At 71.6% G+C, this 22,938-nt stretch carries 21 protein-coding genes and 1 pseudogene; 9 read left to right on the top strand and 13 right to left on the bottom strand.

Annotated features, from left to right (window positions below; translation table 11 throughout):
• Positions 1-6: 6 nt before the first annotated feature.
• The 3 genes and pseudogenes from argH to ACGFJ7_RS14635 form a co-directional block, all read left to right on the top strand.
• Positions 7-1,431 carry an argininosuccinate lyase gene (argH, locus tag ACGFJ7_RS14645; RefSeq protein WP_360239118.1) on the top strand — a complete coding sequence of 475 codons (1,425 nt, stop codon included), beginning with the start codon at positions 7-9 and terminating at the stop codon, positions 1,429-1,431.
• 148 nt (positions 1,432-1,579) lie between these two features.
• Positions 1,580-1,858: a cupin domain-containing protein gene (locus tag ACGFJ7_RS14640; protein WP_360239115.1), complete on the top strand. Its 279-nt coding sequence runs from the start codon at positions 1,580-1,582 to the stop codon at positions 1,856-1,858.
• A 92-nt stretch (positions 1,859-1,950) separates the two neighbouring features.
• A pseudogene (locus ACGFJ7_RS14635) lies at positions 1,951-2,334 on the top strand (helix-turn-helix domain-containing protein); the annotation flags it as partial.
• Between the two features lie 62 nt (positions 2,335-2,396).
• Here the strand turns inward: ACGFJ7_RS14635 and ACGFJ7_RS14630 are convergent.
• The 4 genes from ACGFJ7_RS14630 to ACGFJ7_RS14615 form a co-directional block, all read right to left on the bottom strand.
• A complete protein-coding gene (locus ACGFJ7_RS14630) occupies positions 2,397-3,764 on the bottom strand; it encodes a hypothetical protein (RefSeq protein ID WP_360239112.1) in 1,368 nt (455 codons plus the stop codon).
• Positions 3,761-4,264: a SigE family RNA polymerase sigma factor gene (locus ACGFJ7_RS14625; protein WP_360239109.1), complete on the bottom strand. Its 504-nt coding sequence runs from the start codon at positions 4,262-4,264 to the stop codon at positions 3,761-3,763. Before ACGFJ7_RS14625 ends, ACGFJ7_RS14630 begins: the two co-directional genes overlap by 4 nt.
• Positions 4,265-4,343: 79 nt before the next feature.
• Complete coding sequence (locus tag ACGFJ7_RS14620) at positions 4,344-5,858, bottom strand: glycosyltransferase family 2 protein (RefSeq protein ID WP_360239106.1); 1,515 nt, start codon at positions 5,856-5,858, stop codon at positions 4,344-4,346.
• The gene (locus ACGFJ7_RS14615) at positions 5,855-6,478 is read right to left on the bottom strand and encodes a hypothetical protein (RefSeq protein ID WP_392642462.1); all 624 of its coding nucleotides are present in this window, start codon (positions 6,476-6,478) and stop codon (positions 5,855-5,857) included. The genes ACGFJ7_RS14620 and ACGFJ7_RS14615 overlap by 4 nt, the downstream gene beginning before the upstream one ends.
• Positions 6,479-6,739: 261 nt before the next feature.
• Here ACGFJ7_RS14615 and ACGFJ7_RS14610 point away from each other — a divergent pair, with 261 nt between their 5' ends.
• Together ACGFJ7_RS14610 and ACGFJ7_RS14605 are read left to right on the top strand one after the other, a co-directional pair.
• The gene (locus ACGFJ7_RS14610; protein WP_392642461.1) at positions 6,740-7,345 is read left to right on the top strand and encodes a response regulator transcription factor; all 606 of its coding nucleotides are present in this window, start codon (positions 6,740-6,742) and stop codon (positions 7,343-7,345) included.
• A gap of 23 nt (positions 7,346-7,368) precedes the next feature.
• The gene (locus ACGFJ7_RS14605; protein WP_360239097.1) at positions 7,369-7,917 is read left to right on the top strand and encodes a VanZ family protein; all 549 of its coding nucleotides are present in this window, start codon (positions 7,369-7,371) and stop codon (positions 7,915-7,917) included.
• On the opposite strand, the gene ACGFJ7_RS14600 is transcribed toward ACGFJ7_RS14605, so the two are convergent.
• Positions 7,893-8,975, bottom strand: coding sequence for a glycosyltransferase (locus tag ACGFJ7_RS14600; protein WP_392642460.1), 1,083 nt, complete (start codon positions 8,973-8,975; stop codon positions 7,893-7,895). The two genes, ACGFJ7_RS14605 and ACGFJ7_RS14600, sit on opposite strands and share 25 nt — an antisense overlap.
• Before the next feature lie 240 nt (positions 8,976-9,215).
• Here ACGFJ7_RS14600 and ACGFJ7_RS14595 point away from each other — a divergent pair, with 240 nt between their 5' ends.
• From ACGFJ7_RS14595 to ACGFJ7_RS14580, 4 genes are read left to right on the top strand one after another with little or no spacing between them, the layout of a single operon-like run.
• Positions 9,216-11,057, top strand: coding sequence for a polysaccharide biosynthesis protein (locus tag ACGFJ7_RS14595; RefSeq protein WP_392642459.1), 1,842 nt, complete (start codon positions 9,216-9,218; stop codon positions 11,055-11,057).
• Positions 11,054-12,301 (top strand): nucleotide sugar dehydrogenase, encoded by a 1,248-nt coding sequence (locus ACGFJ7_RS14590; protein ID WP_360239090.1) that lies wholly within the window; start codon positions 11,054-11,056, stop codon positions 12,299-12,301. The genes ACGFJ7_RS14595 and ACGFJ7_RS14590 overlap by 4 nt, the downstream gene beginning before the upstream one ends.
• Positions 12,301-12,909: a sugar transferase gene (locus ACGFJ7_RS14585; RefSeq protein WP_360243415.1), complete on the top strand. Its 609-nt coding sequence runs from the start codon at positions 12,301-12,303 to the stop codon at positions 12,907-12,909. Before ACGFJ7_RS14590 ends, ACGFJ7_RS14585 begins: the two co-directional genes overlap by 1 nt.
• The gene (locus tag ACGFJ7_RS14580) at positions 12,899-13,951 is read left to right on the top strand and encodes a hypothetical protein (protein ID WP_392642458.1); all 1,053 of its coding nucleotides are present in this window, start codon (positions 12,899-12,901) and stop codon (positions 13,949-13,951) included. The genes ACGFJ7_RS14585 and ACGFJ7_RS14580 overlap by 11 nt, the downstream gene beginning before the upstream one ends.
• A gap of 2 nt (positions 13,952-13,953) precedes the next feature.
• Here the strand turns inward: ACGFJ7_RS14580 and tsaA are convergent, their stop codons facing one another.
• The 8 genes from tsaA to ACGFJ7_RS14540 all read right to left on the bottom strand — a co-directional run bounded on the left by tsaA (position 13,954) and on the right by ACGFJ7_RS14540 (position 22,938).
• Entirely contained in the window at positions 13,954-14,343 is a 390-nt protein-coding gene (tsaA, locus tag ACGFJ7_RS14575; RefSeq protein WP_360239083.1) for a tRNA (N6-threonylcarbamoyladenosine(37)-N6)-methyltransferase TrmO, read from the bottom strand.
• A gap of 93 nt (positions 14,344-14,436) precedes the next feature.
• Positions 14,437-14,838 carry a hypothetical protein gene (locus ACGFJ7_RS14570; RefSeq protein WP_360239080.1) on the bottom strand — a complete coding sequence of 134 codons (402 nt, stop codon included), beginning with the start codon at positions 14,836-14,838 and terminating at the stop codon, positions 14,437-14,439.
• Positions 14,831-16,036, bottom strand: a complete 1,206-nt coding sequence (locus ACGFJ7_RS14565) for an FAD-dependent monooxygenase (RefSeq protein WP_360239077.1) — start codon at positions 16,034-16,036, stop codon at positions 14,831-14,833. Before ACGFJ7_RS14565 ends, ACGFJ7_RS14570 begins: the two co-directional genes overlap by 8 nt.
• A gap of 9 nt (positions 16,037-16,045) precedes the next feature.
• Positions 16,046-17,080, bottom strand: a complete 1,035-nt coding sequence (locus ACGFJ7_RS14560) for a GNAT family N-acetyltransferase (protein WP_360239074.1) — start codon at positions 17,078-17,080, stop codon at positions 16,046-16,048.
• A complete protein-coding gene (locus ACGFJ7_RS14555) occupies positions 17,077-18,186 on the bottom strand; it encodes a hypothetical protein (RefSeq protein ID WP_392642457.1) in 1,110 nt (369 codons plus the stop codon). The genes ACGFJ7_RS14560 and ACGFJ7_RS14555 overlap by 4 nt, the downstream gene beginning before the upstream one ends.
• Complete coding sequence (locus ACGFJ7_RS14550; RefSeq protein WP_392642456.1) at positions 18,183-19,391, bottom strand: O-antigen ligase family protein; 1,209 nt, start codon at positions 19,389-19,391, stop codon at positions 18,183-18,185. The genes ACGFJ7_RS14555 and ACGFJ7_RS14550 overlap by 4 nt, the downstream gene beginning before the upstream one ends.
• Positions 19,388-20,644 carry a lipopolysaccharide biosynthesis protein gene (locus ACGFJ7_RS14545; protein WP_392642455.1) on the bottom strand — a complete coding sequence of 419 codons (1,257 nt, stop codon included), beginning with the start codon at positions 20,642-20,644 and terminating at the stop codon, positions 19,388-19,390. The genes ACGFJ7_RS14550 and ACGFJ7_RS14545 overlap by 4 nt, the downstream gene beginning before the upstream one ends.
• The gene (locus ACGFJ7_RS14540) at positions 20,641-22,938 is read right to left on the bottom strand and encodes a polysaccharide biosynthesis tyrosine autokinase (RefSeq protein WP_392642454.1); all 2,298 of its coding nucleotides are present in this window, start codon (positions 22,936-22,938) and stop codon (positions 20,641-20,643) included. The genes ACGFJ7_RS14545 and ACGFJ7_RS14540 overlap by 4 nt, the downstream gene beginning before the upstream one ends.

Raw genomic sequence — 22,938 nt, 5'->3', positions numbered from 1 at the left:
CTCACCGTGACGACCGAGAAGACATCCTTGTGGGGTGGCCGGTTCGCCGGCGGTCCCGCCGACGCCCTGGCCCGTCTGTCGGTGAGCGTGCAGTTCGACTGGCGCCTCGCCCCGTACGACATCGCCGGCTCCCGCGCCCACGCCCGGGTCCTGGCCGCAGCCGGGCTGCTCGACCCGGACGAGCTGGGCCAGATGCTGGCCGCCCTCGACGACCTCGAGGCGGCCTGTGCGTCCGGCGAGTTCCGGCCGACGATCGACGACGAGGACGTGCACACCGCGCTCGAACGCGGCCTGCTGGAACGGCTCGGCACGCTCGGCGGCAAGCTGCGCGCCGGTCGCTCCCGTAACGACCAGGTCGCCACCGACCTGCGCCTCTACATGCGCGACCACGCCCGCGGGGTCGCGCAAGCCCTGGTCGAGCTGGCCGACGCGCTCACCGAGCAGGCCGCGAACAACGTGAACACGCCGGCCCCCGGCCTGACCCACGTGCAGCACGCGCAGCCGGTCTCCTTCGGGCACTGGCTGCTCGCCCACGTGCAGCCGCTGCTGCGTGACCTCGACCGGATGCGGGACTGGGACGCCCGTACGGCCATCTCGCCGTTGGGCAGCGGGGCCCTGGCCGGCTCGTCGCTGCCGCTCGACCCGGCCGCGGTGGCCAAGGAGCTCGGCTTCACCGCCCCGGCGCCGAACTCGATGGACGCGGTGGCCGACCGGGACTTCGTCGCCGAGTTCCTGTTCATCACGTCGCTGATCGGCGTGCACCTCTCCCGGCTGGGCGAGGAGGTCGTGCTCTGGACGTCGACCGAGTTCGGCTGGGTGGAACTGGACGACGCCTTCGCCACCGGCTCGTCGATCATGCCGCAGAAGAAGAACGCGGACATCGCCGAGCTGGCCCGCGGCAAGAGCGGCCGCCTGATCGGCGGCCTGGTCACGGTGCTGACCATGCTCAAGGGCCTGCCGCTCACGTACGACCGCGACATGCAGGAGGACAAGGAGCCGGTCTTCGACGCCATCGAGACCCTCGAGCTCCTGCTGCCCGCCCTGGCCGGCATGATCTCGACCATGACGGTACGGGTGGACCGCCTCGCCGCGGCCGCCCCGGTCGGCTTCTCGCTGGCCACCGAGGTCGCCGACTGGCTGGTCCGCAAGGGCGTCCCGTTCCGCGACGCCCACGAGATCACCGGCAAGCTGGTCGCGCTCTGCTCGGTCCGCGAGTGCGAACTCGAGGACCTGACCGACGACGACCTCAAAACGGTCAGCGAACACCTGGACCCGTCCGTCCGCCAGGTCCTCACCGTCGAGTCGGCCCTGGCCTCCCGCACCACCCCCGGCTCGACCGGCCCCGGCCCGGTCGCCGACCAGCTCGTCCAGGTCCAGCACCACCTGGACACGTGGCGTACCTGGGCGGTCGAAAAGGTCGTACCCCGCTAACCGCGGATCACGCCGGGCCGGCCACGCGACACCCGTGGCCGGCCCGGCTCCGTTAGGCTTCGGCGCCGTGGAGATCCGGAGCTTGCTTGGGGGCGGTGGGCGTGAGGTTCCCGCGTATGGGAGTGCCGGGCTCACCGCGGAGGCGCTGGTGCGGGCGGAACATACGGCGGTGACGGTGTTGCGGGTGGCGGCGGGTGGCCGCATCGGGCGTCATCCGGCCACGGGGGACCAGCTTCTCCTGGTCGTTGAGGGGCGCGGGCGGGTTCGCTCCGGCGACGGGGACTGGCAGCCGGTCGCGGCCGGTGATGTGGTGCGCTGGCGTGACGGCGAGGACCACACCACCGAGGCGGATGAGGCCCTCGTCGCGTACGTCGTGGAGTACGAGGACCAGGTGTGCTGTCCGGGGAGGTTGCTCGAGGTTGTCTGACGATCCGGGTCTGATGTTGTGAACGAGTGAAGGCCTCCAGCTGTGGAGTGGAGCTGTCTAGGAACCAGTTCCAGCAGGCGGGAGGCCTTCGTGTCCCGGCGAAACGCTGGGCCGGGCGCTATCGCGAACTCGGTGCCGCCGGTATGCGGGACCGTTCGTCAGGGCCACCGGCGCGCACCCCGCAGCCGCAGGTCCGCAAGATTGTGCGTCTGTGATGCAAGCACCGCCTCGGCCCGGTCCAGATCGGCGGCCGTCTCGGTATGCCGGTCTCGACCGTGCACGCGGTCCTGACCCGTTGCCGGCTCAGTCGGCTGAGCCACCTCGACCGGGTGACCGGCGAGCCGGTCCGACGCTACGAACACGACCGGCCCGGCGCGATGCTGCACGTGGATGCCACCGAATACGGCAACATCCCCGATGGCGGCGGCTGGGGCTACGTCGGTCGAGCGCAGGGCAAACGCCATCAGCAAGCCACCGCCAAACGCACCGGCCGCCCACCACCCATCACCAGGTTGACCAACGTCGCTGGCCAGCACAACTAGGGCACGATTCTCGTCTTCGGGGTGTCGCCGGGGAGGCCGCCGCTGTCGGTTTCGAAGGGGGGAACCGGGGTGGCGCCGAGGACCGAACCGTCGGCGGCGAACGCCGTCACCGTCGCGTCGCCGTCGGCCGGGAGGGAGGCGAAGGCCGCGCCCGTCGTGTCGGGGACGCCGCCCGGGGACAGCCGGGCCGTGCCGGGTGGGCCGACGGCCACCACCTGGTCCGTGCGGTCGTCCTTGCCCTCGGCCCGCATGCGCCAGGCGATCGGGCGCTCGTCGGCGCCGGCGGCCGGCAGGAGCAGGCGCAGATCCTGACGGTAGGTGTTCGCGCCGCCGTGGAACGCGTACGCCAGGACCCCGCCGCCGTTCGGCTGCACCGTGAGCAGCGCCGCCGGCTGGCCATTCACCGTGCCCGTCCACCGGACCCGCACCGTGGTGCCCCGGGCGGGCAGGCGGGCGTCGATCAGCGCGCTTTCGATCCAGCCTCGCATCGTGGGCCGGTCGAAGGCCCGGCCGCCGAGCGCGTCCGTCAGCGTCCGCTCGCTGATCTCCTGCGTGCTCTGGCCGGCCCGGCCCGTCCATCCGCCGTACGCCGGTCCGCTGTGGATGACCCGCCCGTGCGAGTCGTACACCGTGACCGTGGTGCCGGGGTCGAACGGCGCCGCGGGCAGGGTGAGCTCGGCCAGCCCGCTGCCGGGCGTGCCCGTCCGCGGCGCGGCGTGCTCGACCCGGCCCGCCGGGCTGTAGGTGAAGCCGCTGCTCACCGCCACCGTCGAGCCCGAGGGGGCCACGACCACCAGCGCGCCCGGGGCGTCGGTGCGGCCCTGCTTGAAGATCGCCACCGGGTCGTCGCCGTCGGTGCGGGCGTCCTCGCTCATCTCGGCCGGCGCCGCGCCCGGCTCCCCCCGGTACCACATCAGGGTCTGGCTGGTCAGGAACCCGAACCGCAGCGGCACCAGCGCCAGCGCCAGCCGATGGCCGGGCACGTCACCGGCGTACAGGAACCGGATTTTGCTCCGGTCCTGGATCTTCCACAGCTCGCCGGGGTCCTCGACGTCCTTGATCTCGCCGCGCAGGCCGTCCAGCCACGCGGTGTCGTCGGCCAGCGAACCTCGGGGCGGGCTCTTGGCCAGCGCCGTCTCCCATCCCGCGATCGCGAGGCCCGGCGCCCAGCCGGGCAGCGGCACCACGCCGGTCTGCACGCCCACCGCGGCCACCAGGGCGGCCGCCACCACGGCGATCCGGATCCGCCGGTTGCGCTTGTGGGTCTTCTCGCGCTTGGCGAAACCCTTCCACGGATCTTGCGGTACGCCCAGGGCGCCGGCCTCAGCCGCCAGCGCGTCGCGCAGCGTCGCCTCGGTGGTCATGCGCGCTTCCCTTCGAGAGTCGGGGCGGGCCGGAACTCGGCGCGCAGCCGGTCGAGGCCGCGTGAGGCCTGGCTCTTGACGCTTCCGACCGAACAACCGAGCGTCGCCGCCGTCTCGGCCTCGCTGAGGTCGGCGAAGTAGCGCAGCACCAGCACCGCCCGCATCCGGGGCGGCAGGCCGCGCAGCGCTGTGATCACCTCGTGCCGCTGGTCGAGCGGCCCGTACGGATCCCCGGCCGGCGCGTCGCTGAGCAGCAGCGGCACCTCGCTGACCCGCCGTCGCCGCCGCCACGACACGGCCGTGTTGACCATGGCTTTGCGGACGTACGCGACGGGCGCCTCCATCCGCGACACCCGCGGCCAGCGGCGGTGGGTCTTCTCGAGGGCGGCCTGCACCAGATCCTCGGCGTAGCCGCGATCGCCGGTGAGCAGGTAGGCCGTGCGCAGCAGCGGCGCCCACTCCCGTTCGACGAACGCCCGGAAGTCCTCAGCAGAAGGCATGCGAGGTTAACGCCACCACACCGGCAAAAGGTTGAGCCCGGCCGATCGCGGGATCGGCCGGGCTCGCACACACCGAACTTTAGACGGCGAAGCCGCGGTGGCGGCGGAACAGTTTGCGCATCATGAAGACGGTCTGGGCGATGGTGGCGATGTAGAGGATCGGCCAGCCCAGCGACAGGATCGCCGACTGCACGGACACGCTCTGCTGGCTCCACGCGTAGGTGGCGCCGCCGAGGACGGCGAGCAGGACCACCAGGGGCATGACGTACGCCGAGCCCTTGCCCTTCTCGGCGTTGGCCTGGGCGGCCCAGTTGTCCTTGTCCGTCTTGGCCAGGAACTGCGTCCAGGCCGACACGAAGTGCCCCATCCGGATCCACATGTACAACTCGGCCGGCAGGGCCAGCGCCGCGTACAGGATGTCGGAAGCGCTCTTGTCCTTCATCGACAGCGCCAGGCGCAGGTTGAGCAGCGCCGCCACGGCCGGCGGGATCAGCCAGATCGGGTTGAACACGAAGGCGTGGATGGACAGCGCCGCCACCAGCAGCAGCAGGAAGCCGAGGCGGGAGGCGATGTTGAACGCCATCGCGATGTTCTCGTACCAGCGCAGCCGCAGGTTCGGGTGCAGCGGCTGGCCCTGGTTGTCGCCGCGCGTGCCGGGCCAGAACAGGTCGATGGCGCCGAAGTTCCATTTGACCTGCTGGCCGTGCAGGGCGCGCAGGTTGGTCATCGGGCCCACGAAGGCGCGGGCGGTCGAGCTGATCTTCGTGCTGTACCCGGCGTCCTTGATCTGCAGGGAGAGCTTGCTGTCCTCGACCTCGCTGTCGCGGACCCACGGGGCCTGCTGGTGGTGGCGGACCATCACCGTCTCCAGCGCCCGGATGCTGAACAGGCTGCACTGGCCGCCGAGCACGGCCATGTTGCGGCCGCGCAGCAGGTTGTCCATGTTGAAGGCGGCGAACTGTGCGCGCTGGCCGGCGATCAGGAAGCGCGCCATGAGGCCCTTGTAGCGGTTCTTGTCGATGCTGTAGATGGCGCTGAGTCCCCCGATGCGGGGGTCGTCGGTCATCTCCAGTTCGAGCCGTTCGACGGCGTCGCGGGCGAGCGTGGTGTCGCCGTCGACGCCGAGGATGTAGTCGTAGCCGCGGGACAGGAAGTAGCCGTAGTTGAGCGCGCCGACCTTCTTGTCGGGGTTGGAGCCCATGTCGTGGACGTGCACGACGGTGACGAACTCTTCACCCTTGACGGTACGGGTGTGCCGGCCCTCGAACGACCGCGCGATCTCCGGGGTGTCGTCGTCGGTGTTGTTGATGATGACGTGGATGACGTCCGGCAGCCGGGTCTGCCCGAGCAGGCTCTTGAGGACGTCGGCGATCGTGTCCTGCTCGTTGTAGCAGGGGATGATGCAGCTGATCGTGGCGTTGCGGGGTGTCGCCGTGGAGGCCATGGCGATCTCGCCCGACACCACCTCGACGTTCTCCAGGTCGGACAGCTTCGGCACGGCCGGTGGCAGGGCGAGCGGCCCCGCCTTGGCGCTGCGCGGCATCAGGATCTGGCGGTCGGTGGCCCGGCGCAGGCCGGGACTGGACTCGGTCATCGGGCGGTACCGTTCGTGAGCAGCGGCAGGGTCAGGGTGTCGAGAGCGGTGGAGCGGTAGTAGCTGTTCGATTTCGGCGCGGTCTCCACGAGGAGGTCGAGCCGGATCGTCAGCGTGAGCTTCGTTGCTCCCGCCGTCGCCGCCGGAAGGGTCACCACGGTGTTGTAGGGGTAGGGCGGCGTGACGTCGAACTTGCCGCTGTCGGTGGTGACCACGGCCCGTTTGGCGCTGTCGTCCTGGATCACCTGGAAGGTGGTGACGGTGACGTGGTGCGTGCTGTCGGCGTCCTCGATGTGGGCGGCGACGTTGATGGTCTTGGACGAGGCCGCCGTGTACTGCTTGGCGTTGTCCGAGGTCCAGTAGGTCAGCTGCACCGAGAAGTTGCCTTGGTCGACGCGGTGGGTGACCGTTCCCGTGTCGAGCGGGCCACTGGCGCGGGTGGGGGTGGGTGCCGGTGCCGCCGACGCCGACGCCGACGCGGCCGGTGACGCGGACGGCGAGGACTTGAGCAACGGCTTGCTGCTGCTGGTGAGGTCGGTGATGCTGCTGCAACCGGTGAGCAGAACGGCTGCGATGCCGGCTGCCGCAATGCGAGCGATGTGCCTAGCTGTACGAGTCAACGGCCCGTCCTGCTGTTCGAGATGACCAGGGGTAAGCGTTCTGGTCGGCCGGCGGCACCCGGACTTGAGAGGACGTGACAGTGGACACTCAGCAGATCCGGTGCATTGGCATCGGTTGATCGGCTGAGCGCGGTATCCGTCGCGTGACAGGCGCGTTACCGTGAGGAGGCGTCGGATCGACGGGCACCTGTGGCTCTCCACCGCCACGTCACCAGATCAGCCAGGCCCGTCCCGCAGTGCCCATCGGGGGAAGGTGATGTGGTGATCCGGGTAGCGGTGGCCAGGGAAGAGGGATATTTCGGCGTTCCCGTGCGCGCTCTGCTCGAGACGAATCCCGACATGGCGTTCGTCGGCACGCTGCCGTTCGGCAACGAGCTGCCCCGGCTGGCCGCGCGGACGTGGCCGAGCGTCATAGTGATCGACACCGACCGCATGGTCAGTCAGGTTCTGCCGGTTGCGACCGAGTTGCATTCGTCGGCGCCGACCTGCGCGCTGCTGCTGCTCTGCGATCCGGCCAAGCGCGGCATGCTGCCGCCCCGCCACCGGACCGGCTGCCTGAACTTCCTGCTCAAGACGGCCAGTGCCCACCTTCTCGCCGATTCCGTACGCCGTCTCGCGCTCGGCGAGCGGGTGGTGTCCCCGATGTTGCAGGCGGCCTCGCTCACCACCGAGCGTGGCCTGACCACCCGGGAGCTGGAGGTGCTGGGCCTGGCCGCCGAGGGCGACTCGGTCAAGGAGATCGCGGGCCGGCTCTACCTGTCCGGCGGCACGGTCCGTAACTACCTGTCCGCCATCATCGCCAAGACGGGCGCGCGCAACCGTCTCGACGCCATTCGAATCGCCCGTAAGGACGGCTGGCTGCGGTAGGGCGCCCACGTATCCTCAGAACGGTGCAGCGATTGGTAATCCCCGCGATCCCCGTCATGCTCGTCCTGGGGATCGCCCTGATGGCCTTCGCCGCGAGCCGGGTGCGCGACCGGGCGCAACTGGTGAACGCGTGGCTCGCCGGCTGGTACGCGGTGGCCGTCCTCGGCGCGACCATGCTGCCGCTGCACGTGGGCTGGGGTCCCGGTTCCCCCGACTGGTACCGGATCATTCTCGTGCCCATCCTGGAGATGCGCCCGGCCGACTTCATCCTGAACGGCGCCATGATGCTGCCGCTGGCCTGGTTCCTGCAGACGGTGTTCCGGGTCACCCGGGAGCCGCGCGTGGTCCTCATCGGCTTCCTGATCAGCCTCACCATCGAGCTCACCCAGCTGTTGCTGCTGGTCACGGTGCACGGCACCCGCTGGGCCGACGTCAACGACCTGCTCTCCAACACGCTGGGTGCCTGGCTGGGCTTCATCTTCCTGGAGAGCTTGCTGCGGGTCCCTTTCGTACGGGATCTGGCCCGGCGCTGTGCGATCGGCCGGCCTCAGCTGGCGGCGACCCGCTCGTAGAGCTCGTTCACGTCGGCGGCCATCCGGTTCGCGCGGTAGCGGTCGGGCAGGGTCCGCGGGGGCAGCCGGGCCCCGTACCTCTCGAGGTGGCACAGAACCTCGGCTCGCAGGGCCCGGGGCAGCGACTCCGGATCGTGCGGGGTGAGCCGCCGGGTGTGCTCCACCGGCGTGCGGGCCGCCGTCATCTCCTCCAGGGGCGGGCAGGCCGCGTACAGCGCCGGCAGTCCGGCCGCTATCGCCTCCAGCACGGCCAGCCCGAAGGTCCCACGGCTGGGTGACGCGAAGACGTCCATGGCGCACAGCATCTCGCGGGGGTGCTCGACCGGCCCGGCGAACAGCACCCGGTCGCTGACCCCCTCGATGCCGGCCAGTAGTTGCAGCGCGACCCGGGCCGGTCCGTCGCCGACCAGCAGCAGCGTCGCCGCCGGAACCTCGGCCACGGCCCGGATCAGGGTGTCGAGGCGCCGCTCGGGTTCGAGCCGGCCGACGGCCCCGACGACCGGGGTGCCGGGCGGGATGCGCAGCCGGGCCCGGGCCGCCGAGCGCAGTGCCGGATCGAACGCGTACTCGCCGGCGTCGAGCGCCTTGGGGATGACGGTGACCCGGTCGAGGGGCACGCCCCAGCGCCGCAGCCGGTCGGCCACGGCCGGGGCGGCCGCGACGGTCACGCCGCTGTGCCGTTCCCCGGCCAGGTAGAGCGCCCGCACCCCGGCCGCGGTCCGGCGGCCCTCGTCGGCGTGGTACTCGGTGGCGACCACCCGCGGTGTCCGGGCCAGCCGGGCGGCGACCCGTCCCTGCACGCACGCGCGGAAGAGATGGGTGTGTACGACGTCGAAGCGCCCCTCGCGGATCAGGCGGCCCATCCGGCGGATCGCGCCGAGGTCGCGGTCGCGGGTGGTCGGCCACTCGTGCAGGGTGGCGCCGGTCGCCCGCAGGACCGGGGGAGCGGGACCGAGGGTGAGCACGTGCCCGTCGTACGGCAATCGCCCCAGCAGCAGGCGCAACTGATGCTCGGCGCCGCTGCCGGGCCGCGCTCCGATGACGTGCAAGACCCGCATGATGGCCTCTCTCGACAAATGGACGGTCGCAGACGCTCCGGCGCGATGAAAGGCGCAAATGTCATGCCGAACAAGAGCGATATTCATCTTATTGGGCGAAGTAGTGCCTGGTCAGGCCCCATGTCATGTGGAACATGAGAGATATTCAGATCGCTCGTGACAATTGCCACTGTGGAGGTGAGATAACGACTGCGAGCCTTTGAAAGCGCATTCCCAGCGCTGTTTTCGGGGGAGGACTCCATGGTCGTAAGCAGTGCGGCGCGCGAGGTCACCGAGGACCCGAGCCACCGCGCCCGGGCCGGTGTCCTGCCCGGCCGGGCCGCCCGGGCCGGGGCCGACGCCGCCGCGCTGGCGCTGGCGCTGCTGATCGCCACCCTGCTGCGCCACGACGGCGACCTGGCCGAGGCCGATCTGACCGGCCTGGCCGTGCTGGCCGCCGTGGCCGCGGTCGTGCTGGCCGTCACCGGTTCCTGGTGGGGCCTGTACACGGGCCGCTGGCAGTACGGCTGCTTCGAGGAGATCGCGGCGCTGGCCAAGACTCTCGCGGTCACCACGCCTGTCCTGTTCCTGCTGGACACCCTGCTCGGCCGGCTCGTGCCGCGGTCGGCCATCATCGGCGCCGGGCTGGTCGCGCTCGTGCTGGCGGCCGGTGTGCGGTACGCCGTCCGGCTCCTTCAGGACCAGCGGCTGCGTCCCTCGGCCGAACGCGGCCTGCGGGTGGTGGTGATGGGCGCCGGCGAGGGCGGCGCCCAGGCCGTCCGGTCGATGCTGCGCAGCCCGTCCAGCCCGTACGTGCCGGTCGCCCTGCTCGACGACGACCCGGCCAAACGCACCCTGCACATCATGGGGGTCCCGGTGGCCGGCACCCGGCGCGCGCTGGCCGAGGTGGTCCGGCGCTACGGCGCCCACTCCGTCCTCATCGCCATCCCCAGCGCCGGTGCCGACCTCATCCGCGAGCTCACCGAGGCCGCCGGCCCGATGAACGTCGACGTCAAAGTCGTGCCGCCGGTGGTGGAACTGTTCGGCCGCACGGTCAGCGTCGACGACATCCGCCCGGTCACCCACGCCGACCTGCTCGGCCGCCGCGAGATCGGCATCGACCTGGCCGCCGTGGCCGGATATCTGGAAGGCCGCCGGGTGCTGGTCACCGGGGCCGGCGGATCGATCGGATCCGAGCTGTGCCGCCAGGTCGCCCGCTTCCGCCCGGACCGGCTGGTGATGCTCGACCGCGACGAGTCCGGCCTGCACGCCGTGCAGCTCTCGCTGGACGGCCGCGGCCTGCTCGACGACCGCAACCTCGTGGTGGCCGACATCCGCGACCGGCAACGCCTCGACGAGGTCTTCGCCGAGCACCGGCCGCACGTCGTGTTCCACGCCGCCGCCCTCAAACACCTGCCCCTGCTCGAGATGCACCCCTCCGAGGCGCTCAAGACGAACATCCTCGGCACGTACCAGGTCCTGCAGACCGCGCTCCGGCACGGCGTCGAGCGGCTGGTGAACATCTCCACCGACAAGGCGGCCGACCCGGTGAGCGTGCTCGGCTACTCCAAGCGCATCACCGAACGGCTCACCGCGGCCGCCTCCTTCTCCTCGGTGCGGTTCGGCAACGTGCTCGGCAGCCGCGGCTCGGTGCTGACCGCGTTCGCGGCCCAGGTCGAGGCGGGCGGCCCGATCACGGTCACCGACCCGGACGTCACCCGCTACTTCATGACGGTCCAGGAGGCCGTACGGCTGGTGATCCAGGCCGGCGCGCTGAAAAGCTCCGGCGAGGTGCTGGTGCTGGACATGGGCGAGCCGGTCCGCATCGCCGACGTGGCCAAGCGCCTGGCCGAGGCGGCCGAGCGGCACATCGCGATCGTCTACACCGGACTGCGGCCGGGCGAGAAGCTCGAGGAGAGCCTGTTCGGCGCGGGCGAACACGACAGCCGTCCGTACCACCCGCTCATCTCGCAGGTGCCGGTGCCGCCGCTCGACGGCTCGGTGCTGTCCCTGCTCGACGCGTCGGCGCCCCGCAACGACCTGATCGCCGTCCTGCGCTGGCTCTCGGCGAGCCCCGCCTTCGTCAAGGAGCGCGTCTCATGAAGGTGGTCGTCGCCGGGCAGGGATACGTCGGCCTTCCCCTGGCCGTCCAGGCCGCACGGGCCGGGCACACGGTCGTCGGCTACGACGTCGACGAGGAGCGCGTGAAGAGGCTGGCCGCCGGCGAGTCGTACGTCGACGACGTCTCCTCGGACGACTTGCGGGCGCTGCCCGGCTTCCGCGCGTCCTCGGATCCGCGGTCCTGCGCGGGTTTCGACGTCGCCGTCATCGCGGTGCCGACCCCGCTGCGCGAGGGCACGCCCGACCTGACGTACATCAAGCAATCGGCTCGGACCCTGGCCCGCTATCTGCGGCCCGGCGCGACTGTCGCGCTCGAGTCGACGACCTACCCGGGAACCACCTCCGATCTGGTCGCGCCGATCCTCGAAGAGGGCTCGGGTCTGATCGCGGGAACCGACTTCTTCCTCGGATACAGTCCCGAGCGGATCGATCCGGGAAACCGGGAATGGCGCCTGGCCGTCACCCCGAAGGTCGTCTCCGGCATCAATCCCGAGTCCCTGCAGCGGATCCGGGCCTTCTACGACACCATCGTCGAGCACACCGTGCCGGTCTCCGACTGCAAGGCGGCCGAGCTGGCCAAGCTGCTGGAGAACACCTTCCGGCACGTGAACATCGCGCTCGTCAACGAACTCGCCGTCTTCGCGCACGAGCTCGGCATCGACGTGTGGGAGGCGATCGACGCCGCGTCCAGCAAGCCGTTCGGCTTCATGCGCTTCACCCCCGGACCCGGCGTCGGCGGGCACTGCCTGCCGATCGACCCGTCGTATCTCTCGTGGCGGGTGCAGCGCACGCTCGGGCAGAGCTTCCGCTTCGTCGAGCTGGCCAACGACATCAACAACCACATGCCGGACTACGTCGTACGGCGTCTGGTCGCCGCCCTCAACGAGCGCCGCAAACCGGTGAACGGCTCCCGCGTGCTCCTGCTCGGCCTGGCCTACAAACGCGACAGCGGCGACGCCCGCGAGTCACCGGCCCGCCGCGTCGCCGCACTGCTGCTGCAGATGGGCGCCGACGTGGCCGCAGCCGACCCGCACGTCGTCGAGGACACGCACATCGACCCCCGCGTGGCCCGGGTCGCCCTCACCGCGGAGCAGGCCGCCCGGGCCGACGCCGTCGTCGTGCTGGCCGACCACTCCGAGTTCGACCTGAGCCTGGTGGCCGCGCACGCCGCGTACGTGCTCGACACCCGGCACTGCCTGACCGGACCGACCGTGGAGGCACTGTGATGTGGGACTTCCTCAACCGCGTGGTGGCCGCCCTGCTGATTCTGCTGCTGCTCCCGCTGATCGTCGCCGTGGCCGTGTGGATCCGCGTGGCCGACGGCAAGGGCGTGCTGTTCGTCCAGGACCGCGCCGGCCGCGGCGGCGTGCCGTTCCGCATGCTGAAGTTCCGCTCGATGGTCCACGATTCGGTGGCCCTGTCGTCGTCGCTGGGCATGGCCGACCCGTACGGCCTGCTCGAGAACGATCCCCGCATCACCCGGTGCGGCCGCTTCCTGCGCCGCACCAGCCTGGACGAGCTGCCTCAGCTGTTCAACGTCGTCCGCGGCGACATGCTGCTCGTCGGCCCCCGCCCCGACGTGCTGCCCCAGGTGGCCCACTACTCCCCGCTGGACGCCCGCCGCCTGGAGGTGAAGCCGGGCATCACCGGCTGGGCCCAGGTGAACGGCCGCGACGACATCGACTGGCCGCAGCGCTTCATCCTGGACCGCTGGTACGTCGACCACCGCACCCCGATGCTCGACCTGCGCATCCTGTGGCGCACGGCCACCTCCCTGAACCGCGGCGAGCCCCCCGTCCACGTCGACCACCTGAACATCGACCGTGCCGCCTGACATCGGCTCCGAGTTCCACTGGGAGCCCGGTGTGCTGGGCGGCGACGGCCCGCCCGCCTGGTTTCCCGCCCGCCGCGCCCTGTTCGCCACCGCGTGCGGCGCCCTGCACGCGGTGCTGCGGCTCCTGCAACCCCGGGGCCGCTTGTTCGTCCCGTCGTACTTCTGCACCGGCGTAGCCGAGTCCCTGGCCCACGTCGTCCCCATCGGCTGGTACCGCCACCTGCCGGACACCCTCGACCTGACCGCGTTGCCGGCGGTGCCCGGCGACGTGGTCCTGGCCCAGAACCTCTTCGCCCGCGAGGAAGCCGCCCCGTGGCAGGCCTGGATCGAGGCCCACCCCGCGGTGCCCGTCATCGAGGACCACTCCCACGACCCGTTCGGCGAGTGGCCCCGTCACAGTACGGCCGCCTACGCCGTGGCGTCCCTGCGCAAAACCCTGCCCCTGCCCGACGGCGGCCTGCTCTGGTCCCCATCGGGCCGCCGCCTGCCGGCCTCGTCCGGCCCGCCCGGCCCGGGCGGCGACCTGAAGCTGGCCGCCATGCTCCTGAAATCCGCCTGGCTGGACGGCGAGGACGTTCCTCGTGAGGTCTTCCGCGCCCTGCAACAGCAGGGCGAGCAGACCCTGCTGGGCAGCAGCGCCCGGCCGTGCGCCACAACGGCCGCCGTCCTGCCCCTGATGGACATAGCCGGCGTTCGACGACGAAGCACCGAGCGGGCCCGGGCCCTGGCCGCCCTGCTCCCCACCGAGACGCCGGACTGGCGGCTCCTGCCCCCGGGCCGGACACCGTTCCGTCTCCAGTTGGTGTGCCGCTCCGAGCCGATCCGGGACGCCTTGCAGCAGCACCTGGCCAGGCATCACATCTTCGCCCCGGTGCATTGGCGGCAGACCGCCTTCCACAGCCACGACGAGCAGACCACCACCCTGACCACCCGAATGCTCACCCTCCCGGTGGACCACCGCTGCACCGACGCCGACCTCCATCGGCTGGCTCGCGTCCTGTCGAGCGCCGGAAACGGCGCGCCCGATCCACCAATTCGGTGACTTCAGAGGACGGGCTTGATGTCGACGAGCGGCGTGCCGTCGACGGCTTCCAGGCCGGCCACCTTCACGCGGAGGCCGTCGACCGTGAGCACCCGCACCCGGTGCAGCCCGACCGGGTTGGGGCGGTCGGCCGACCGGGTGCTGAAGACCCCGGTCAGCGGATTACGAGGGTCGTCGCGCGGGTGGACGACGAGTGTGGACCGGTCGGCGAGGTGCAGCCAGGTGAGGACGACCACCTCGTCGCCGGCCGCGAGGTCGCGCAGGCCCTCGGCCACCCTCGGCTCGAAGGCCAGCCAGGCGTCGGCGCCGCCCTCGGTGCCCTGTTTGGGGGCGCTCGCGGGATCGGTCAAGGCCGACTCGACAACCCCGATCGGGTGAATCTCGTACGTCACGACGCCTCCTTTTGATCGCCTCGTACACCGGGGGTGATGGATCCGCCGACAAGGCGTGGTGGTACATCACGCTGCTGACCATCGGCTACATGGTCAGCCGTGGGCTGGCCAAGGCCGGCAGCCGCAGCAGCGACGCCGACCCTCGCACGCACTGACGCTGTAGGGCGTGACCGGGCCGCGGGCCCGGTCACGCCCCGGCGGATCAGTCAACGGTAGGGCGGGAAGCGGCCCTCCAGCGCCTCCGGGGTGGGGCTGCCCGGTTTCTCGTACGCCCGAGGGTCGCCCGGTGACGCGCCAGGTGTGGAAGTCCTGACCGCCCGGCGAGAAGGCCGCCTTGTAGCGGAACGGCGCGCCGGCCTCGGCGTACCGGAAGGCGATCGACGATCCGGCGTCGAGCCGCGCGTACTCGGGCCGGTGGTAGACGTCGTGCCGGACCATCGCCTGCGTGTCGGCCCACGCCCGGTCGCCCGGCTCGAGTATGGCGGCTTCAGCCATAGGTGCCCCTTGCCGAAAGGCGGCGCCGGGCGCGGTGCCGGCGGCGCGCCGACAGGGCGCCGCGCAGCATGGCCCGGGTGACCGCGGTCTGTGTCGTCAGGTGCAGAACGTACCGCCACAGTGGATAGTCGCCGCGGCGGTTGGAGAGCGCGTACGAGAACTGCTTCGCCGGCAGGTCGGCGTAGTTCGGCATCCGCTCGAACCAGCCGCTGCTGGCCAGCGCGGCCCTTTGCAGCGGGGCCAGCGCCGAGCGGCGGCGGTGCTCGTAGCGTTCCAGGGCGGCCGGCAGGGACTCGTCGGCGGCGAGCGCGTCGGACAGGGCCATCGCGTCCTGCATGGCCAGTTTCGTGCCCGAGCCGATGGCGAAGTGCGTGGTGTGTGCGGCGTCGCCGAGCAGGGCCACCACGCCGTGGTCCCAGCGCCGGTTGGTGACGCGGCGGAAGTTCATCCAGCCCGTACCGCCGGAAGCCGCCCGATGGTCGATGAGCGGCCGGCCGTCCAGGTGCTTGGCGAAGATCTTCTCCAGGCGCGCGCATCCGGCCGCCGCGTCGAGGCGGTCGAGGTGGAGCGCCGACCACGTCTCGGGCGTGCATTCGACGATGAAGGTGCTCGCGTCTCGGGAGAACGGGTAGGCGTGGTACCAGATCCAGCCGGCGTGGGTCCGTTCGAAGCCGAACGTGAAGGTGCGGAAGACCTGCGGCGTGCCGAGCCAGATGTACTTGTTGCGGCCCGTTTCCACCTCGGCGCCGAAGTGCTCGGCGGCCTGGTCGCGCAGGCGGCTGCCGGCGCCGTCGCACGCCACCACCAGGTCGGCCGCCGGCAGCACAGGCCGCCCGGCCGACTCGGTCTGATACCGCACGTCGACGCCGAGTTCGGCCGCGCGCTCGGACAGGATGTCGAGCAGGCGGTGCCGGCCGAGGCTGTACCCGTAGCCGGGCAGGTGGGTGACGTCCTTGCCGGTGCACCGCACCTCGTACTCGTCCCACTTGTAGGCGGCGTCCCAGACCCGGCGGGCGCTGACCGGGTCGTAGCGGAACAGGTCGTCGAGCAGGTCGTCCCAGAACACGACACCCCAGCCGTAGGTGACCCCGGCCGGGTTGCGCTCGAGCACGGTGATCCGGTGGCCCGGGTCGGCCAGCTTGGCCAGCACGGCGAAGTACAGTCCGGCGGGGCCGCCGCCGACGCAGGTGATGCGCATGGTGGCCTCCTAGCGGTAGGGCGGGAACGTCCCGGCGAGGTCGGCCGGGTCGGCGCCGGGCTTCATCCGGACCAGTTCCAGGTACGCCGGTGGGTCCGCTATCACGCGCCACGTGTGGAAGGCGTGCCGTCGCGGGGAGAAGCCGGCCTTGTACGAGAAGAGCGAGTCGCTGCGCCCGCCCCGCCCGCCGCCCAGGTGGAACGCCGTGTCGCCGCGTTCCTTGCACCAGCGGCGCACCTCGTCGTAGAGCAGTTCGTCGGCGTACCGGTGCTTGGCCCGCCGGGTGGACGACACGTATCCGGTGGCGATCCCGTCGTACTCGAAGAAGGTGTTCCCGCCGACCACCTCGTCACCCTCCAGGGCGACGGCCAGGTGCATCCGGTCGCCGATCGCGTCGTGCAGGGCGGCCAGATGCCCGTACGTGAAGAAGTAGTACGGCTGCGCGCCGACCCGGCGCATGTTGTCGTGGTAGACGGCGACCCATTCGGCCAGCCGGTCCCAGTCGTCGAAGACCACCCGCGTGCCGGCCCGGCGGGCCCGGTTGATGTGGTTGCGGTGGTCGGCCCGGGTCTGCCGCCACATCTGTTCGGCGCTGACCGTCAGATCCATCGACACCGTCTCGCCGTGCCGCACCAGCGTCCCGAAGTCGGCCAGCACCGGCAGCGGCGGCGACGGCACGAGCGGATGCATCCGTACGAAGGCGCTCACCAGACCCGCCTCGCGCATCGTGGCCACCATCGAGGCGCAGGCCCGTTCCCAGAACGGGCGGTCGTCGGGCCGGGCGCTGCCGACCAGACCGGGATAGCCGTACGGGGACATGGCGTCGTGCCGTCCCGTACCCGGAATCTCCCGCACGATCAGTGGTAACAACGCGTGCCGGCCCGCGTCCTCGTACCAGAGCGCCACCGGCCGTCCGCCGCACAGGGTGGCGTCGAGGCTCACGTAATCGGGCAGGTGATAGATGTCGTGCGCGGTCCGCTGAAGGGCCTCCTTCCACTCCCGGGCTCCCGGGTCGAGCAGCGCGGCGTGCGCGGTGAGTGTCATCTCGTCATCCCTTCGGCGTGAAGGATTCGGGCGTTGAGCGCCATGTTGGCCGCGAACTGGTCGTTCACCACCTCGTGGTCCTCCAGCCGCCGCTGCACCGACGGACTCGAGCGGCCCAGCTTCACGAAACCGTCGGCCAGCCAGCCGTTGTCGGAGCCGGTGCCGTCCACATAGGCCCGGTAGTCGCGGCCGCCGGGCCAGATCACCGGCAGCACGGCCGAGAAGGCGGCCAGGTCGGCGGCGGTCCAGGAGCGGGATTCCACGACGTACGCCATGACGCCGTTGCCGTGTCCCACATCCTGGCCGGGCCGCTTCGCCGAGCCCCACACGTCGCTCCAGAAGTAGGCGGTCGGCTCGACCGGGCTGCGCCGCATCTGGTCGCGCAGGCGACGGTCGATCTCGGTGCGGACGGCCTGGTAGCGCGCGTCCGGGGTCAGCACGTCGAGATGCCGGGCGATGAGCGCCCAGTGCGCGGCCATGTGGGTGCGCTCGCGGTACACGAAGTCGTCGGCCCCGCGCTCGTACCACTTGGTGAACACGTTGGTGCCGGCGAAGGCGAGCAGCCGGTCGAACCGGGCCTGGTAGCCGCGATCGGCCATCACCATCGCCGATTCCCGCATGGCGGCGAGCAGGCCGGTGGCGTAGCGCCAGAAATAGCTTTCGTACAGCGGGATCTCGTCGCCGTCCTCGCCGTTCATCGACGACGGCCACCCGAGGTAGCCGTCCTTGAACCGGCTGCCGGCAAGGGACTTCGACGGGACCGCGGCGGCCATCACGTTCTCGGCGAACTCCAGGGCGCGGTCGAGGTAGCGGCGTTCGCGGGTGGCCCGGAACATCGCGACGAGAGCGTCCAGCGTGTACGAGAGGTTGTAGTGGTCCCAGCTGTCTCCGGACCGGCTCTGCGGCAGGCTGCTGCCGTACTGGAAATCCCAGCCCTGGCCGAAGACGCCGGCCCAGTGGGAGACGGGTTTGATGCCGGCCTCGGTGGCCGGGCTCTCGCGGATCGGTTCCGGCATCGGCGGTACGTGTTCCGGGCCGGCCGAACCGCAGGCGGCGGTCACCGACCCGGCGGCCAGCAGGATCGCGGCCCGGCGACTCAGCTTCATGACGGCACCGCCTGCCTTCGCCGCGCCGGCAGCGGTGTCACCGCGGCCGCGGCGGCCAGAGCGGCGAACAGCCAGAAGAGCCGGGCGTCGTAGTAGTCACCGGAGAAGAGGCTGCACAGGGCGACCAGCGCGGCCGCCGCCACGGCGAGCCCGGTCAGCCGGGGCCGCGGGCCGCCACCGCGTACCGTCCCGGCCCACAGCAGCACCGCCAGGGCGAGCAGGCCGAGTCCGAGGAGCCCGCCCTCGGCCGCGACGCCCAGCACATAGTTGTGCGGGTATTCGACCCGCTGGTTGACCCCGACCGTCCCGTAGAAGCCGTCCAGCCCGGTGCCCGCGACCGGATGCTCCACGGCGAGCCGCCAGGCCGCGCCCCAGATGTCGGTCCGGTCGGAGAGGTAGCGGTCCCGCACGGTCTGCTCGACGAACCGCTCCTGAAAGAGGCTCGTGAACGCCGGCGGCGCGAGCAGCCCGATGACCCCGGTCACGGCCGCCAGCAGCCCGACGACCGCGACGACGGCTCCGGCCCGGAGCCGGCCCCGGATCTTGAACAGCGCCGCCGCGCCCACGACCATCCCGGCCAGCAGTCCGGCCCGCGACCCGGAGAGCACGGCGGTCAGCAGGAACAGCGGAACGGCCACCAGCGGCAGCTTGCGCCCGCTGAGCATCGTCAGGGCGATCGCGCTGATGACCCCCAGCAGCTGGATGCGGACGAAGACGTTGGGCCCGCCCCCGAACGCCGAGTAGCGCCCCTGCTCGCCCGGCCCGGCCGCGAGGGCGGCCAGGGCGAACAGGATCGCGGCGACGTAGAAGAGCACGAAAGCCGTACGGAGGACCGCGTCCGGATCGCCCGTGGCGTACAGATAGAAGGCCAGGACGAGGACCGCCATCAGCACCAGATCGAGTGTCTGCGGCCCGACCCGCGCCGGTTCGGGCGCCCACAGCCCCGAAGCGATCTGGAAGACGAAGAACAGCGTGGCCGCGACGAGCCAGCCCTCCCGCCGAGTGCCCGTCCGCTCCCGGCGCGGCCGCCGCGCCACGTCCACGCCGAGCGCGACCAGCCCCACCGCCAGCCCGATGACCCGCAGGTCGACCCAGGCGAGATCGGTGAAACCGGCCCGGTCCAGCGTGTACCGCCCGCCGATGGCCACCAGGATCAGAACCAGGCCCGGGGCCAGAAGTACGCGAGGATGCCAGACCCACGTCACGACGGCGCCACCCGGTTCGCGCCCAGGGCGAACAGCAGGCAGGCCCCGTACCCGATCAGCGATCCGTACGCGGCCCCCGCGATGCCGAACGGCGGAATCAGCAGGAGGTAGCCCACGAAGCTCACCCCGAACCCGACGATCTCGGCCGCCGAGACCAGCCCGCCCCGCCCCTTGGCGATGAGCAGCCCCAGGCTGACCCGCGACACCGCGTAGAGCGCCGCCGCCACGACCAGCGGCACCACGATTCCCCGGGCCGGCGCGTAGGCCTCCCCGAACACCGGCACGATGAGCAGAAGCAGCCCGGCCGCCGCGATCGGCGCCACCACCACGCAGTACAGGCTCGCCGCCAGCACCAGGGGCCGGCTGCGCAACGTCCCCTCCCGGTACGCCACCCGCCACCGCCCCAGCCGCGAGTCGGCGTAGGCCCGCACCGGCCACGCCAGCAACTCGGTCATCGTGGAGACACTGGCGTAGAGCCCGAGCGCCGACGTCGAGGCGATCGCGGGCAGGGCGAGCCGGTCCACGCGCAGCATCGCCATGTTCGACAGGGCCGCCGGGAAGAGCGCGATCCCTTCCCGCCGAACCAGCCGGTTGTGGTCGCGCTGAGGCCCGGCCACGCCGCGAAGCCAGAGCACGAGATAGGCCCCGGTGGGCACGATCCCGGCCACGAGATAGGCCAGAATCCACACTTCGGGCCGCGCCGCCCCGGCAACGGAGAGCGCAACGAGCAGCGAAAGCAGCAGAACGGCCTCGACAACCCGCAGAACGAGGAAGTCGGTGACCCGCCCGGCCGCGATCGCGATCGACCGGATGGCCAGCCCCCAGGTCTCGACAAGCGCGTAGGCCGCGATCAGCCCGACAACGGCCGTACCCGGATCGGGCGCCATGACGGCGAAGCCGACGGCCGCGGCGAGCCCGATCCCGCAGGGAAAGGCGAGCAGCCGCGCGTACGCCCGCACCCCCGCCGCCGGCGTCGTGTCGTGATAGGCGGCGACGAAGCTCCGCTCGGTCCCCAGCAACAGAACCTGCGTCGACAGATAGACCACTTGCAGCAGCAGCGCGACTTCGCCGCGGTCGCCGGGAGTGAGCGCCCGCACCATGAGCACGTTGGCGACCAGGGCCACCCCACCCACGAGAAGCTGAGAGGCGACGAGCTTGACGTACGGTTCCCGCAGCTGCCCCCAGACCCACCCCAGCCGCCCGCGAGCACCGGCCTCCACGGCCCCTCCGGCCCGCTCCACCAGCTCACTCATCCCCACGCCCCGCCGTCGCGGTCGCTGTTGCCGTCGCGGTCGCTGTTGCCGTCGCGGTCGCTGTTGCTCTTGCCGTCGCGGTCGCCGTTGCCGTTGCCGTTGCCGTCGCGATTGCTGTTGGCGTCGCGGTTGCTGTTGGCGTCGCGGTTGCTGTTGGCGTCGCGGTTGCTGTTGGCGTCGCGGTTGCTGTTGGCGTCGCCGTTGCCGTCGCGGTTGCTGTTGGCGTCGCGGTCGCCGTTGCCGTTGCCGTCGCGCTCGCGGTCGCCCCGAGCGCCTTCCTCGTGGGCACGCGCAGCCTCCGCGCCTTCCCCGCGGGAGGAGCCGACCTCGTCCCCGGCTTCCTTCGTGCCCGCGTTTGCTCCGGCGGCGGTACTTCCCGCGAGCCCCGGCAAGGCTCCTAAATCGGATTTATCCGATGAGGAGAGGCCGCCTTCTTCCTTATGGACCGCACCTTCCTCCGCCTCCGTTCCGCCCATATCGGATTTATTCGGCGAGGCGGAATCGCCGGGCTCCCGTACGTGCGCCGTGCCGCGCGCGATCGGTGGCGCCTCGCTCTCGGCGGCGGCGCTGGAGGCGGAGACGTGGGCGGTCGCCCGGACGACCGTGGGAACAAACGGCGGAATGCCTGCCGGGATGGCGGGCGAGGTGGAAACCGGCTGCTCGGCATCGGCCGGCGGTAGCACGGAGTCCGGGAACGCGGTCGGTGGTGGCGCGGTGCCCGGGAACGCGGTCGGTGGTGGCGCGGTGCCCGGGAACGCGGTCGGTGGTGGCGCGGCGCCCGGGAAGGTGGTCGATGGTGGCGCTGAGCCTGGCAAAGCGGTGGGCGTCGGCGCGGCGCCCTCGGAAGTGGTCGGCGAAGGCGTGGAGTCGCCGGGAGCGGCCGGCGGTGGCGTTTGCGGGGTGTCGGTGACGCGGGCTCGGCCCTGGACCGTGGCGGGATAGGCCGGGATCAGGCCCACCGACGTCTCCTCGTCGTCGGAGGGGCCGCCGACCAACGTCTGGATCAGGCTGGGGCTGTCGGCCGGTACCTGCGGTGGGCGATGCCGGATCGCGCCCGTCGGCAGGCGGCGGGGCAGGGCGTTCAGGACCGCGCCGACCAGGTGGGCGCCCACCCTCTCCAGCAGGTCGGCCGCGCGCTGGACCTCCGCCGCCCGGGTTCGGTTGGCCCGTACCACCAGCAGGGCGCCGTCGGTCACCTTGCTCAGGACCGTGGCGTCGGCCGTGCCGGCCAGGGGCGGCGCGTCGACCAGCACGACGTCGAAGCGGCGGGTCAGGTCGTCCATCGTCGCGCCCAGCCGGGGCGATGCCAGCGCCTCGCCCGGGTCGGGGATGTGCGTGCCCGGCGGCAGCACCGTCAGGCGGCCGTCGAGCGGGTTGTGCAGCACCTCCGCCACCGTCGCCGTGCCCGCCAGCACCTCGGCCAGGCCCGGGCCGGGCTCCAGCGACAGGTAGCGTCCCACCCCGGGCGAGCGCAGGTTCGCGTCGACCAGCAGCACCCGGGCGCCCGTCTCGGCCATCGCTATCGCCAGGCCGCAGGCCACCGCCGTCGTTCCCTCTTTACGGGTGGCCCCGGTCAGCAGCAGCGAGCTGCCCCCGTCCAGGGACGGCAGCAGGCTGCGTAACCTCCGGAACGCCTCGGCCAGTTCCTCGTCCGGTTTCGCCGTACGGCCGTAGCGGTTTCCGATCGCGATGACGCCCACGGTTCCGATGCCGAGGCGGCGCAGGTCGTCCTCCTCGCTCACCTTCTTGCGGGTCATCTCGCGGACCGCCACCACGATCGCGCCGATCAGGAGGCCGAGGACCGCCGAGAAGCCGGCGTTGCGGACGAGACCGTCCGGCTCTTTCGTCGTCACCGCGTCCTGGGCGATCGAGACCGCCGGCGCCGGCCCGAGCCTTTTCACCAGCGCCACCAGTTCGGCCGTGGCCGTGCGCACGATGGCCCGGCTTCGTTCCGCCGACGGGTCGGTTGCCGTCACCATCAGCAGGTCCGTGCCGTCCTGGACCTGTGCCGTCAGGTGGTCGGTCACCCCGTCGACCGTGAGGCCCTGTCCTACTTTCGCGACCACGCCCTGCGCCACCCGCGGGCCGGTGAGCAGCACGATGTAGGAGTTGAGCCGGCTCGCCCCGGTGTCGGCGTCGTCCGCCCCGGTGGTCACGAACAACACCATCGACGACCGGTACGCGGGCGGCCGGCTCAACGTGAGCGCGGCGGCCGTCCCGGCCGCCAGCAGTACCGGCACGACGATCCAGATCCAGCCGCGCCGGCACGCCCTCGCGTATTCGCGCAGTTCCAC

The sequence above is a fragment of the Actinoplanes sp. NPDC048988 genome (assembly GCF_043197815.1).
Lineage (GTDB): Bacteria > Actinomycetota > Actinomycetes > Mycobacteriales > Micromonosporaceae > Actinoplanes.
The sequence above is the reverse complement of the archived record's forward strand: the minus strand, read 5'-3'. Positions and strand labels throughout refer to the sequence as shown.